General features: G+C 63.3%; 12 protein-coding genes. 9 read left to right on the forward strand and 3 right to left on the reverse strand.

The window, feature by feature from the left end:
- Nucleotides 1-43: 43 nt before the first annotated feature.
- Both ACQK2G_RS18665 and acdA read right to left on the reverse strand, forming a co-directional pair.
- Nucleotides 44-1,675 (reverse strand): thiamine pyrophosphate-binding protein, encoded by a 1,632-nt coding sequence (locus tag ACQK2G_RS18665; protein WP_425406546.1) that lies wholly within the window; start codon nucleotides 1,673-1,675, stop codon nucleotides 44-46.
- 67 nt (nucleotides 1,676-1,742) lie between these two features.
- Nucleotides 1,743-2,984, reverse strand: a complete 1,242-nt coding sequence (gene acdA, locus ACQK2G_RS18670) for a 3-sulfinopropanoyl-CoA desulfinase (RefSeq protein ID WP_425406547.1) — start codon at nucleotides 2,982-2,984, stop codon at nucleotides 1,743-1,745.
- Nucleotides 2,985-3,094: 110 nt separating this feature from the next.
- Here acdA and ACQK2G_RS18675 point away from each other — a divergent pair, with 110 nt between their 5' ends.
- The 6 genes from ACQK2G_RS18675 to ACQK2G_RS18700 all read left to right on the forward strand — a co-directional run bounded on the left by ACQK2G_RS18675 (nucleotide 3,095) and on the right by ACQK2G_RS18700 (nucleotide 8,689).
- Nucleotides 3,095-4,006: a LysR family transcriptional regulator gene (locus ACQK2G_RS18675; RefSeq protein WP_425406548.1), complete on the forward strand. Its 912-nt coding sequence runs from the start codon at nucleotides 3,095-3,097 to the stop codon at nucleotides 4,004-4,006.
- A gap of 86 nt (nucleotides 4,007-4,092) precedes the next feature.
- A complete protein-coding gene (locus ACQK2G_RS18680) occupies nucleotides 4,093-5,220 on the forward strand; it encodes an alanine racemase (protein ID WP_425406549.1) in 1,128 nt (375 codons plus the stop codon).
- Between the two features lie 88 nt (nucleotides 5,221-5,308).
- Nucleotides 5,309-7,471, forward strand: coding sequence for a methylmalonyl-CoA mutase (gene scpA / locus ACQK2G_RS18685; protein WP_425406550.1), 2,163 nt, complete (start codon nucleotides 5,309-5,311; stop codon nucleotides 7,469-7,471).
- A gap of 72 nt (nucleotides 7,472-7,543) precedes the next feature.
- Nucleotides 7,544-7,777 (forward strand): type II toxin-antitoxin system ParD family antitoxin, encoded by a 234-nt coding sequence (locus tag ACQK2G_RS18690; RefSeq protein WP_425406551.1) that lies wholly within the window; start codon nucleotides 7,544-7,546, stop codon nucleotides 7,775-7,777.
- Nucleotides 7,777-8,073, forward strand: a complete 297-nt coding sequence (locus ACQK2G_RS18695; protein ID WP_425406552.1) for a type II toxin-antitoxin system RelE/ParE family toxin — start codon at nucleotides 7,777-7,779, stop codon at nucleotides 8,071-8,073. The genes ACQK2G_RS18690 and ACQK2G_RS18695 overlap by 1 nt, the downstream gene beginning before the upstream one ends.
- Nucleotides 8,074-8,218: 145 nt before the next feature.
- Nucleotides 8,219-8,689, forward strand: a complete 471-nt coding sequence (locus ACQK2G_RS18700; protein WP_425406553.1) for a YHS domain-containing (seleno)protein — start codon at nucleotides 8,219-8,221, stop codon at nucleotides 8,687-8,689.
- Here ACQK2G_RS18700 and ACQK2G_RS18705 read toward each other — a convergent pair.
- Nucleotides 8,686-9,822 carry an acyltransferase family protein gene (locus ACQK2G_RS18705; protein WP_425406554.1) on the reverse strand — a complete coding sequence of 379 codons (1,137 nt, stop codon included), beginning with the start codon at nucleotides 9,820-9,822 and terminating at the stop codon, nucleotides 8,686-8,688. The two genes, ACQK2G_RS18700 and ACQK2G_RS18705, sit on opposite strands and share 4 nt — an antisense overlap.
- Before the next feature lie 198 nt (nucleotides 9,823-10,020).
- Here ACQK2G_RS18705 and ACQK2G_RS18710 point away from each other — a divergent pair, with 198 nt between their 5' ends.
- The 3 genes from ACQK2G_RS18710 to tgt are packed head-to-tail and all read left to right on the forward strand — an operon-like array spanning nucleotide 10,021 to nucleotide 12,787.
- Nucleotides 10,021-10,602, forward strand: a complete 582-nt coding sequence (locus ACQK2G_RS18710) for a queuosine precursor transporter (RefSeq protein ID WP_425406555.1) — start codon at nucleotides 10,021-10,023, stop codon at nucleotides 10,600-10,602.
- 8 nt (nucleotides 10,603-10,610) lie between these two features.
- Complete coding sequence (gene queA, locus ACQK2G_RS18715; protein WP_425406556.1) at nucleotides 10,611-11,663, forward strand: tRNA preQ1(34) S-adenosylmethionine ribosyltransferase-isomerase QueA; 1,053 nt, start codon at nucleotides 10,611-10,613, stop codon at nucleotides 11,661-11,663.
- Nucleotides 11,660-12,787 carry a tRNA guanosine(34) transglycosylase Tgt gene (gene tgt, locus ACQK2G_RS18720; RefSeq protein ID WP_425406557.1) on the forward strand — a complete coding sequence of 376 codons (1,128 nt, stop codon included), beginning with the start codon at nucleotides 11,660-11,662 and terminating at the stop codon, nucleotides 12,785-12,787. Before queA ends, tgt begins: the two co-directional genes overlap by 4 nt.
- The last annotated feature ends 9 nt before the right edge of the window (nucleotides 12,788-12,796 follow it).

A 12,796-nucleotide genomic window follows, 5' to 3' on the forward strand; every position in this document is an offset into this window, starting at 1 on the left:
GGCGACATTTGGTACGAGGTATCGGGTTTGATGACCTTAAGGGTTAAAGCCGACCGTCATATGCCTTGCGATCGAAGGTGCATGCAAGCACCGTAAAGGTATCGGCGGCCAATGCTTCCTGCATCGCGGAGGCCAATGCATCGCGTGAGGCCACCGTCACCCCGCGCCCGCCCAGGGCCTGACCGACGGCAGCGAAATCCGTGCCGTCGAAATCGACGGCCAGGTTCTTCAACCCGACGCCGCGCTGCTTCAATTCGATCAGGGCCAACGATTTGTCGACGAAGACGACGACGGGAACGGCAAGTTTCAGATCCCGCAGCGTGGCCAGTTCCCCCAGGATCATTTCCAGCCCGGCATCGCCGGTGAAACAAACCACCGGCCGGTCCGGTTCGGCTACCTTGGCCCCGATCGCAAGCGGCAAGGCGCAGCCCATCGTGCACAGACCGGTCGACTGCAAAAGTTGTCTCTCGCCGAAGCAGGACCATACCTGACTCAAGAGTATTCGATGCGCACCGCTGTCGACGGTGGCAACGCCGTTTCGCGGCAAGGCGGCGCGGACCGTCTCGACGATCGCCGCCGGACCCCAGGCCTCGTTTTGTCCAAATGCACCGGCCAGCGCTTCCTTTGCTGCCGCCGGCGCTCCGTTCGTCCAAGTCGCCGCGGCGGACACCCCGTCGCCGAGCGCGCGCAGACCGGCAGCAATATCGCAAACGAAGCTGATCGTGGATTGGTGCATGTAATGATCGTTCGTCGCCGCGGCGATCTCCACGACATTCTGATGCCGCGGATCCCAGACGTTGCGCCAGCCCGTTCGCATTTCGATGGGGTCATAGCCTGCAAGCAGGATGAGGTCCGCGTTCTTCACAAGAGGCAGCAGAGACTTGTCCGCCGTCGGTGAAAGCCCAGCCCCACCTAGGGCGAGTGGCGCGTCTTCCGGCACGATGCCCTTGGCCTTGTAGCTGGTGATAAGCGGAATGTTGAAGCGTTCGCAAAAAGCTGCAACCTCGGCCGCGCCACCCGGGCTGTTCAGCACGTCCAGCCCCGCGATCATGATCGGACGCTGTGCCGCGGCGAGCCATTCCTTCGCTTGTTCCAGTTCAGGTCCCGACGCAGGCGCAGTGGCACTGTTGACGGCGCGCGGAGCGGCGCCGACGCAGGCAGCGGGCTTGTTCTGCCGGGACATGGGAAGGTCGATATGGACCGGCCCTGGACGGTCGTCGAGGGCCAGCCGGACAGCGCGATCGGCCAGCACATCCACCGCTCCGTCGCCGAGGGCAAAACTGCCCTTGGTGACCGGCTTCAAGACGGCCATGTGATCGAAGACCTGATGGTTATAGGTCAGCGCCTCCTCGGGATCGACCGACCCCGTCAGCACGATCAGCGGCACGCGATCCTGTTCCGCATTGGCGACAACGTTGAAGCCGTTGGCCAGGCCCGGACCGACCGTCGTCACCAGAATGCCCGGCGCGCCGGTCAAATGGTAAACACCTTCGGCCATGAAGCCGGCATTGTTTTCATGCTTGGTCAGGATGAAGCGGATCCCCACCCGGTCCAGGGCGTCGATCATCGCGATCACTTCTCCGCCCGGGATTCCGAAAGCGAACCGACATCCGGCGTCGTAGAGGCGCCGTGCAATGATATCCACGGCAAGCATGCCGGATTTGTCTTCAGCCATATTGGTCCAAACCGGTTGGAAGGCGCCGATCGGCGACCTTGTGTTGTCTACGGTATGTTGTCTGCGGTTACTCGGCGGCCGCCTTGGCGGCGCGCTGTGCGAGGCGGTCGTAACCGTCCCGCGTCTGCGGCAATTTACGGCCCAGCAACCGGCTGGCAACCACCGTGCGGAGGATTTGCGCGGTGCCGCCGCCAATTGTGAACATCCGTGCGTCACGCACCATGCGTTCCAGCGGCAGGTTTCGGGAATAGCCGCGCGCGCCGAAAAGCTGCAATGCGTCATTGGTGACCTTGATCGCCATCTCAGACGCGAAGACCTTGGCCTGGGCCGCCAATTGCACATCCGGGAAAGGCGCGGCGCTGGCGGCGGCGCGCCAGATCAACAACCGGGCCGCGTCCAATTGGGTAGACATATCGGCCAGCATCCATTGCAGGCCCTGGAATTCGGCAATCGGGCGACCGAACTGCTCACGCTCCTGAACAAATTCAAGCGCATGTTCATAGGCCCCGGCGGCGACACCCATGGCCACTGTGGCGGCCCCGACGCGTTGGGAGTTGTAAGCGTCCATCAATTCGGCAAAGCCTCGTTTGAAGCCGCCCGGCGGCACCAGAACCATGTTTTCCGGCACTTCCAGGTCCTCGAAATGAACTTCGGTTTCGGGAATGCCGCGCAGCCCCATCGTCGGTTCGCGTTTGCCGATGCGAAGCCCTTTGGATTCGTCGCGTACGGCTAGGAAGCCACCGATCCCCTGTTCCTCGCCATTCTCGTCGAAGACACGGGCGAAAATCAGATGCAGGCGGGAAACGCCGCCGCCGGTGATCCAATGCTTCTTGCCGTTCAGCACATAGGTATTGCCGCGCTTGTCGGCCCGGGTCGTCATTTCGGTCGCCGCCGAGCCGGCTTCGGGCTCGGTGATGCAGATCGCCGGCTTGTCGCCGTTCAACACGAAGGGGGCCGCGAACTTCTTCTGTTCTTCGGTGCCGTAGCGAAGGACGGCGGAAATGCCGCCCATATTCGCCTCGACCACGATCCTGCCGGTCACGCCGCAGACCTGGGCGAATTGTTCGATAACGATCGCCGCGTTCAGGAAGCAATGCCCCTGCCCGCCGTAGGCCTTCGGCACCGTCATACCGGTGAAACCGTTCTCCTGCAGGGCTTGGACCACTTCCCAGGGATATTGCTCCGACCGGTCGGTCTCGGCGGCACGCGGCGCAACGAAATCCCGCGCCAATTCCCGCGCACGCGCCTGCAACGCTTTTTGCTCCGGGGTTAGATCGAATTGAATTGCCGCCTGGATACCGGTCGTCATTGGATCGCCTTTGCCTGCTTGTTCATTGTCTCGCTCACAAGTTTGTGATGCTTTCACTCTTCAAACAAACGAAATATATTGAAGAATAACTTCAACTTTCTTGGTATTAAATGAACCTCCGGCATCTCAGGACCTTCGTCACGATTGCGGAAACCGGAAGCTTTCAAGCGGCTTCCGAGCGACTGTTCCTGACCCAATCCGCCGTCAGCATGCAGATGAAAGCCCTTGAGGAGAGCTTGCAGGCGGAACTCTTTGACCGCGGCAAGCGCCCGCCGGTCCTCAGTGCTTTAGGCCGCGCGTTGTTGGACCGGGCCAGGGATCTGGTCGATCAGGTGGACAGTTTTCGGCAGGCAGCCGCCGGGGGTGAGGAACTCCTCGGATCCCTCACCTTGGGCGTCATACCCAGCGCCACGACATCCGTGCTGCCCAGCGCGTTGGCCCGGTTGCGGGACGAACACCCGCGGATGCAGGTCAGGATCGAAGGGGGCCTGTCCGCCGGCCTGGAAGATCTGGTCGCCGGGGGCGTCATCGACGCCGCAGTCATTACGGAACCGGCACGATTGCCGTCCGGTTTACGCAGTCTGACCATTTTTTCCGAACCCCTGCTGATCGCCGCGCCGAAAAACGCGGAGGGGGAAAGCGGGCCGGACATGCTGGAAACCCTGCCTTTCATTCGCTTCAACAGGGGTACGGGCGTGGGACGCATCATCGAAACGACCCTTCAATCCCGCCATATTCGCGTGGCCGAGACGATGGAACTGGATTCCATTGAGGCGATCCTGATGATGGTGTCCCGCGGATTGGGGGCGGCGGTCGTTCCGCACCGCAGCTTGACCCCGCAATTCGCCGAAACGGTTCGGACCTTTCCGTTCGACGGACCGGCGGTCATGCGGAATGTCGGCCTGGTGGTTCGCAGGCGGCAATCGGAAACGCCGCTGGTCACGGCACTGTACAGCGCATTATGCTTCGCCGCTCGGGACGCCGTCCGACAGACACGGGAATCCGCAACGGTCCAGAAATGAAATTGCCGGTTCGGCGCAGACAACAATCACAATCGTAGTAGGCCCGCTCGCAAAGACGGGCCGGACAAGAGGGGATGAAGACCAGAATGCACGTAACCGACCTGCCGACGCCAAGCCTGCTGCTCGATAAGGCCCGTCTAACTGCGAATGTAGGCCGCATGCTGAAGCAGGCAGAAAAGCTGGGCGTCGCCCTGCGGCCGCACCTGAAGACCGCCAAGTCGGCGGCGGTCGGCACCTTGGCGACGGACAAATTGCGCTATGGCATTACGGTCTCGACGCTGAAAGAAGCCGCCTATTTCGCCGATCACGGTTTCCTGGACATTACCTATGCGGTCGGAATCGTACCCGGCAAGCTGGACGAGGCCGCGGCCCTGATGCAGCGCGGCGTGGAACTGAAGATCATCACCGACAGTCCCGATGTCGCCCGCGCGGTCGCCGCCCATGGCGCGCCTTTCGACCTGCTGGCCGAGGTGGATTGTGGCGACCATCGCGGCGGCGTGCAGGCCGATGGTGATGACCTGATGGAAATCGCCGCCGCCTTCCGGCCCGTCGCGGAACCCGGCGAAGCGCCGCGGCTTGCCGGTGTGCTGACCCATGCGGGACATTCCTATGGCGTCAATTCGATCGCCGAGATCGAACGGATCGCGGAAGAGGAGCGCCTGGCGGTCGTCGGCGCCGCCGATCGCTTGCGCGCGGCCGGACACAGGATCGACATTGTCAGCGCGGGGTCGACCCCGACTGCCCTTTATTCCAAGGACGCCACCGGCCTGACCGAATACCGGCCGGGCGTCTTCGTCTTCTTCGACCTGGACCAGCAGTCCCGCGGGGTCTGCCAACGCGGCGATATCGCGCTCAGCGTGCTGGCCAGCGTGATCGGGCACAACAAGGCGGCGGGCAAGATCCTGCTCGACAGCGGGGGATTGGCGCTCAGCAAGGACCGCGGCGCCAATGCCTTCCGACCGGAAGTCGGATATGGCGAGGTCTGCGACCCGGAGACCGCAGCCCCAATTCCAGGCCTCTACGTCACCGGCGTCAGCCAGGAACACGGTCATGTCAAAGTCACCGATCCCGCCGCCTATGAGCGCCTGCCGGTCGGGTCAAAGGTTCGTATTCTGCCGAACCATGCCTGCATGACGGCGGCAGCATATGACGATTACGGCATCCTGGAAGGCACGGAAGTGACGGAACGCTGGGACCGCGTAAACGGCTGGTAGGACATAGCGCCGCCCGTATCCGTTCAGGTTGGACAGGCTATACCCCCTGGCGGTATAAGGGCATCGCTTTCAGGTGAGGAGAATTCGAATGGCCGACTTCGAGAAAAAGACACTCAGCGACTGGGAAGCCATGGTCGAAAAGGAGACCAAGGGCAAGACCGCCGCGGACCTCACCTGGACCAGCCCGGAAGGCATCGCGGTCAAGCCGCTCTATACGGCCGAAGATCTCGACGGCTTGGCCCATATGGACGGCATGGTGCCGGGGGCCGCACCGTTCGTCCGCGGACCACGCGCCAGCATGTATACCCAGCGCCCCTGGACGGTGCGGCAATATTCCGGTTTCTCCACGGCCGAAGAATCCAACGCCTTCTACCGCCGCAACCTTGCGGCGGGACAGATGGGCCTTTCCATCGCTTTCGACCTCGCCACCCATCGCGGCTATGACAGCGACCATCCACGCGTGATCGGGGATGTCGGCAAGGCCGGCGTCGCGATCGACTCTGTCGAGGATATGAAAATCCTGTTCGACGGCATTCCGCTCGACAAGATGTCCGTCTCCATGACCATGAACGGCGCGGTGCTGCCGGTGTTGGCCATGTATGTCGTGGCGGGCGAGGAACAGGGTGCGACGCAGGCGCAGCTTAGCGGGACCATTCAGAACGACATCCTGAAGGAGTTCATGGTCCGCAACACCTATATCTATCCGCCGCAGCCTTCGATGCGGATCGTCGCCGACATCATCGAACATACCGCCAAGCACATGCCGCGGTTCAACTCCATCTCGATCTCCGGCTATCACATGCAGGAGGCCGGCGCGACGCTGGTTCAGGAACTGGCCTTCACTATCGCGGACGGGGTCGAATATGTCCGCGCGGCTGTCTCCAAGGGGCTCGACGTCGACTCCTTCGCCCCGCGCCTGTCCTTCTTCTTCTGCCTGGGCATGAACTTCTTCATGGAGGTCGCGAAGCTGCGCGCGGCGCGCTTCCTGTGGGCGAACCTGATCAAGGACAAGTTCGACGCCAAGGACCCGAAGAGCCTGATGTTGCGCACCCACTGTCAGACGTCGGGCGTCTCCCTGGCTGAGCAAGACCCGTACAACAACGTCATCCGCACGACGATCGAGGCGCTCGCCGGCGCACTCGGCGGCACCCAGTCGCTGCACACCAATTCCTTCGACGAAGCGCTCGGCCTGCCGACCGACTTCTCCATGCGGATCGCCCGCAATACGCAGCTGATCCTGCAGGAGGAGACCTATATCACCAAGACGGTCGATCCGCTGGCGGGCTCCTACTACGTCGAAAGCCTGACCGCCAGCCTGATCAAGGAAGCCGGCAAGCTGATCGACGAGGTCGAAGCCATGGGCGGCATGTCCAAGGCGGTCGGCGAAGGCATGCCCAAGATGCGGATCGAGGAAGCCGCCGCCCAGCGCCAGGCCCGCATCGACAAGGGCGAGGAAGTGATCGTCGGGGTCAACAAGTACCAGCCGACTAATCCGGAACAGGTCGACGTGCTGGACATCGACAATACCAAGGTGCTGAAGGCCCAGGTCGAACGCCTGCACAACATCCGCAAGACGCGGGACGAAAACGCCTGCCGGGCCGCGCTGGACGCGATCTCCAAGGCGGCGGAATCCGGCGAGGGCAACCTGCTGACACTCAGCATCGAAGCGGCGCGCCACCGCGCCACGGTCGGGGAGATTTCGGACGCCATGGAGAAGGTCTTCACCCGTCACCGCGCCGTCGTACGCTCGATCTCCGGCGTCTACGGCGCTGCCTACGAGGACGACGAGGGCTATCAGCAGATCAAGGCGGAAATCGACGCTTTCGCCGAGGCTCAGGGCCGCCGCCCGCGCATGCTGGTGGTGAAGATGGGCCAGGACGGTCACGACCGCGGCGCCAAGGTGATCGCCACCGCCTTCGCCGATATCGGCTTCGACGTCGATGTCGGCCCGCTGTTCCAGACGCCGGAGGAAGCCGCCACCCAGGCGATCGAATCCGACGTTCACGTTATCGGCGTTTCCAGCCAGGCGGCCGGGCACAAGACCCTTGTGCCGGAACTGATCAAGGCGCTGAAGGCCGAAGGCGCCGGCGACATCCTGGTCGTCTGCGGCGGCGTCATCCCGCCCCAGGATTACGACTTCCTACTCAAGGCCGGCGTCGCCGCCATCTACGGCCCCGGCACCAACATTCCGAAGGCAGCGTCCGAAGTCCTCAAACTGATCCAGGGCCAGACGGCGCAGGCGGCGGAATAACCCCGTAGAACAGGGAGAACATTTTTTGGCAAACTTTGCCAACCTTGGTATTGTCGGTCCAGGAGGACCATGATGGCCACGATGAATGTTTCCCTGCCCGACCCGATGAAGGAATGGGTCGAAAGCCAGGCGAAGAGCGGGCGCTACAGTAATGCCAGCGACTATGTCCGCGACCTGATCAGGCGCGACCAAGAGCGGGCGGCACAGATCGCTCACCTCCAACGTCTGATCGACGAAGGCGTGGAAAGTGGCATCGCGGAAGATTTCAGCATGGACGCGCTACAAGCCGAACTCGACCAGGCCTGATGGCGCGCTTCCGCGTCAGCCGGAAGGCCCAAGCCGATATCAGGGATATTGGCCGCCACACGCAGCGGGCTTGGGGCATTGACCAGCGGCGCAACTACCTGGCGGGCCTGGAGGCACAATTCACACTTCTCGCCACCAATCCCAATCTTGCACCGGAGCGGACGGAGTTTTCGCCGCGCGTGCACTTTTTTCCCTACCGTCAGCACATGATCATCTATCTGTCCGACGATGATGGCGTTCTGATACTCCGCGTTCTTCATCATCGAATGGACGTTTTCCAGCACCTTGGACAATGAGGTGCCCCGTTCCCCTCACCGCCGGTAAAACCTGAGTGAAACCGCCGTATGGGCTCTATGCGGACTGACGGTGTTCGCCTACCTGTTAGGTCAAACCGAGGAAGCTTTCGGCTTCCCGCCAACCCGACCGACAGGAGACACATCCATGCGGAAACTGTTCGCCCCCGTCTTTGCCCCTTTCCTCGCCGCGCTGATCGGCGTGTCGCTTTTCGCCGCCGCCCCATCCCAGGCGGCCGAAGACCCCGTTTACCAAACCTTCTTGGGCACCGCGATCAACGGCTATGACCCGGTCGCCTATTTCACCGAGGGCAAGCCGGTCGAGGGCTCGTCCGATCATGCCTATGAGTGGAACGGCGCCGACTGGCATTTCGCCAGTGCCGGGAACCTGGAAAAGTTCAAGGCCGATCCGGAGAAATACGCCCCGCAATATGGCGGTTACTGCGCCTATGCGGTTTCCGAGGGCTATACCGCCAAGACCGAGCCGGACGCCTGGAAGATCGTCGATGGCAAGCTGTACCTGAACTACAACAAGGAAGTTCAGGATCTGTGGTCGCAGGATATTCCGGGCCGCATCGCCAATGCCGACAAGCAATGGCCGAAGGTTCTGGGGAACTAACGGCGCCCTTTGTACGTGCGCAAAAGCATCCGCCTGACGGCTTCGTTCCGGTGTTCCGTCACCGCGGCGAAGCCCCAGGCGGCTGCGATACAGATCGCGAGCGCGCCCCCCATCTGAAACCAACCCCCGACGCCGCCCCAAACCGATTGCAGCACCGCCACGGTCAGCAGCAGCACCGGATAGTGAATGGCATAGAGGGAATAGGACATGTCCGCCAGATGCCCGAACAGGCGCGGCGCGGGCGACCAGCCGATCAGCCCGGGGTGGAGCAAGGCCAGCGCCAACCCGCCCGCGACCATCCCGTCGGTCAGCATCACCGGCGCCACATGCAGTCGCGACAGGACGAAACCGCCCGCCACCGCCGCCAGTCCCGCCGCCGACAGAACCGCGACCCATCTGCCCCGGCACCGGGGCGCGACGGCCTTGGCCAGGGCGCCGAGATACCAGAAGCCCAGCCAATACCAGAGCGTATGGGCGGGCAGGACGGTGATCAGCAGGCCCGCGAAGACGGGCACGGCCAGCAGCCAACAGAAATTCCGTAGAACCAGCACCAGCAGCGCCATTGTGCAGGGCGCCAGCAGATAGAGGAACCATTCATAGCCGAGCGACCAAAGCGGCGGGTTCTCCACCACCACGGAACAATAGAGCCCCTGCAGCCCGGCCAGATGGCAGGCCGCCAGCGCCAGGCTGAACGGGATAACGGGGCGGCCCTCGGCAATCGGCGTCGCGGCCAGCGGCCCGCCGAGCAGAGCGGCGACGATCAGCGTCAGCGCCAGGGCAGGCAGGAAGACGACGAAGATGCGTGAGAACCGCGCGATCAGATAGCCCCCGGCCTGGAAACTTCCCGCCGTCAGGCGCTCCCAAACCGCGCCGCCGACCAGATAGCCGCTGATGACGAAGAAGAGGACCACCGCCTCGTGCTGCAGGCCCGACAGAAAGTAGAGCGCCATGGTCGCCGGCCCGGCATCGGTCACTTCCTGGAACGAGGGCATGAAGAAATACCGTGCATGGCCCAACAACACCAGAAACGCCGCCCCGGCCCGGACCACGTCCAGGAAGGCATAATGCGGCGCGGCGTGCGCGGTCGAATAAGAGGTGCTGTCAGTCAGATCCCGCTCCCCGCGGAAAACCAAGATTTTGCAGGCCTTCTACAGCACGCCGACTCGTATGTCGTTACAAGATCAACCGTACGAGCCGGGCCAAATTTGACATCTGCCCCGCCCCCGGCGTATCAACCGCGCCGCGCGGCGGCTGATCGTCTGCGCATAACGGTTATCGGGGATGGGGCTATTACCCCATTTGATATTCGCCCGTAACGAAAGGAAATCGAGATGTCCTTCTCCGCGCAGGACGCAAAGCGTCTTCTGCCGCCCGTGATTGCCATGGGCCTTGTCATTCTGCTCTCCAACATCGCCGTCGGTTATCCGATCCAGCACACACTCGGCGGGATCGACCTTGCCGAATTGCTGACCTACGGCGCGTTGACCTATCCGATCTGCTTCCTGGTGACGGATACGACCAACCGCCTGTACGGCGCGGCAGGCGCCCGCAAGGTCGTCTATGTCGGCTTCGCCCTCGGCGTCGTGCTTTCGCTGGTCTTTGCCGATATGCGGATCGCGCTTGCCTCCGGCTCGGCCTTCCTGATCGCCCAGTTGCTGGATGTCCTGATCTTCGACAAGCTGCGCCGCGGCGTCTGGTGGCAGGCCCCGGCCATTTCCAGTTTCTTCGGCTCGGCCGTCGATACAGGCATCTTCTTCTCCCTCGCCTTCGCGGGCACCGGCCTGCCCTGGATGAGCTGGGCCGCCGGCGATTTCGTCGCCAAGCTGGCCATGATCGCCGCCCTGCTCTACCCGTTCAAACTACTGGTGGCGCTGTTCCCGGCGGATCTGCGGGAAGCGAGAGAGACCGCTTAAGCCTTCAGATGAAAGTAGATCTCTTCGACTTCGACCTGCCGGCCGAGTTGATCGCGCAGCACCCGGCGGAGCCGCGCGACGCGGCCCGCATGCTGGACCTGACCGAGAACAGCATGACGGACCGGATCGTCTCCGCCCTGCCCGACCTGCTGCGCCCGGATGACGTGATGGTGGTGAACGACACCAAGGTCATCCCGGCCCGGCTGATCGGGCGGCGCGGCCAGGCGAAGGTCGACGTCACCCTGCACCGGCGTGTTGACGGCAGCCGTTGGCGCGCCTTCGCCAAGCCGGCGAAGAAGCTGAAAGTGGGCGACGATTTCGTCTGCGAACTGGGCCTGGTCGGCGAGGTCGTGGAGAAGTTCGACGGGGGCGAGGTGGAACTCCTCTTCCCCTATACGGGCGAGGCCCTGCTGGACCAGATCCGCATGCAGGGTGTCATGCCGCTGCCGCCCTATATCAAGCGGCATCACGGTTCCGAAGAGGATGTCGAGGAAGACAAACAGGACCGGGACGATTATCAGCCAATCTTCGCGCGCAACGAGGGCGCGGTGGCGGCGCCGACCGCCTCGCTCCACTTCACCGACCGTCTGCTTGGCAATCTGGACGCCAAGGGCGTGACGCGCGAAACGCTGACCCTGCATGTCGGCGCCGGCACCTTCCTGCCGGTCAAGGTTTCAGACACCGACGACCATGTGATGCATGAGGAAATCGGCATCCTGAGCCAAGAGACAGCGGATCGCCTGAACGCTGCCAAAGCGGCGGGCCGGCGCATCGTCGCCATCGGCACCACGGCCCTGCGGCTGCTGGAAAGTGCCGCGGACGAGAATGGCGTCATCCACCCCTTCGATGCGACGACCGACCTGTTCATCACGCCGGGCTACAGGTTCAAGGCGGCCGACCTGCTGCTGACCAATTTCCACCTGCCGAAATCGACCCTCTTCATGCTGGTCAGCGCCTTTGCCGGGCTGGACCGCATGAAGGCGGCCTATGAACACGCCAAGGCGGAAGGCTATCGCTTCTATTCCTATGGCGACTGCTGCCTGTTGGAGAGATCGGAATGACCGAATTCGGCTTCGAGTTGATGGCGACCGACGGCGCGGCGCGGCGCGGCCGCGTGACGACGGCCCACGGGCAGATCGACACGCCTGCCTTCATGCCGGTCGGCACGGCGGGCACGGTGAAGGCGATGCTGCCGCAATCGGTCGCCGGGACCGGCGCGCAGATCGTGCTGGGTAACACCTATCACCTGATGCTGCGGCCGGGCGCGGAGCGCGTCGACCGGCTGGGGGGCCTGCACAAATTCATGGACTGGCCGGGGCCGATCCTGACCGATAGCGGCGGGTTCCAGGTCATGTCCCTGGCGGAGATCCGCAAGATCACCGAGGACGGGGTGCGCTTCCGCTCCCATGTGGACGGCAGCTATCACACACTGACGCCGGAACGGTCGATCGAGATCCAGAACCTGCTGGACGCCGACATCACCATGGCCTTCGACGAATGCACGCCCTATCCGGCGACGGAGAAACAGGCACGCGACAGCATGGAACTGTCCATGCGCTGGGCCAAGCGCAGCAAGGACGCGTTCGAGGACCGGCCGGGCTGCGGTCTCTTCGGTATCGTCCAGGGCAGCGTGTACGAGAACCAGCGGCTTGAATCCGCGCAGGCGCTGAAGGAGATCGGCTTCCACGGCTATGCGGTCGGCGGACTGGCGGTCGGCGAGGGCCAGCAGCTGATGTTCGACACACTGGACTATACCTGCCCGGCCCTGCCGGCGGACAAGCCGCATTACCTGATGGGCGTCGGCAAGCCGGGCGATATCGTCGGTGCCGTCGCGCGCGGGATCGACATGTTCGACTGCGTCCTGCCGACCCGGTCCGGCCGCAACGGCCAAGCCTGGACCCGGCGCGGCCCGGTCAACGTGAAGAACGCGCGGCATGTGGACGACCCCCGCCCGTTGGACGATGCCTGCCCCTGCCCGGCCTGCACCCAGTTCAGCCGCGCCTATCTCAACCACCTTGTAAAGGCAGGCGAGATCCTCGCCATGATGCTGATTACATGGCATAACCTGACCTATTATCAGCAATTGATGGCGGATCTGCGGTCGGCGATCGAGGGCGGAACGTTCGACGAATACGTCGCCCAGTTCAACGCGCTCAACGAGGAAGGCGATATTCCGCCGCTGTAGCCGTCACCG

It is taken from the genome of Hwanghaeella sp. (genome assembly GCF_965227365.1).
In the GTDB taxonomy this organism is placed as follows: Bacteria; Pseudomonadota; Alphaproteobacteria; order UBA8366; family Aestuariispiraceae; genus Hwanghaeella.

Coding starts and splice junctions, on each gene's coding strand:
- ACQK2G_RS18665 (WP_425406546.1), bottom strand. CDS start 1,675: ATGGCTGAAGACAAATCCGGCATGCTTGCCGTGGATATCATTGCACGG.
- acdA (WP_425406547.1), bottom strand. CDS start 2,984: ATGACGACCGGTATCCAGGCGGCAATTCAATTCGATCTAACCCCGGAG.
- ACQK2G_RS18675 (WP_425406548.1), top strand. CDS start 3,095: ATGAACCTCCGGCATCTCAGGACCTTCGTCACGATTGCGGAAACCGGA.
- ACQK2G_RS18680 (WP_425406549.1), top strand. CDS start 4,093: ATGCACGTAACCGACCTGCCGACGCCAAGCCTGCTGCTCGATAAGGCC.
- scpA (WP_425406550.1), top strand. CDS start 5,309: ATGGCCGACTTCGAGAAAAAGACACTCAGCGACTGGGAAGCCATGGTC.
- ACQK2G_RS18690 (WP_425406551.1), top strand. CDS start 7,544: ATGGCCACGATGAATGTTTCCCTGCCCGACCCGATGAAGGAATGGGTC.
- ACQK2G_RS18695 (WP_425406552.1), top strand. CDS start 7,777: ATGGCGCGCTTCCGCGTCAGCCGGAAGGCCCAAGCCGATATCAGGGAT.
- ACQK2G_RS18700 (WP_425406553.1), top strand. CDS start 8,219: ATGCGGAAACTGTTCGCCCCCGTCTTTGCCCCTTTCCTCGCCGCGCTG.
- ACQK2G_RS18710 (WP_425406555.1), top strand. CDS start 10,021: ATGTCCTTCTCCGCGCAGGACGCAAAGCGTCTTCTGCCGCCCGTGATT.
- queA (WP_425406556.1), top strand. CDS start 10,611: ATGAAAGTAGATCTCTTCGACTTCGACCTGCCGGCCGAGTTGATCGCG.
- tgt (WP_425406557.1), top strand. CDS start 11,660: ATGACCGAATTCGGCTTCGAGTTGATGGCGACCGACGGCGCGGCGCGG.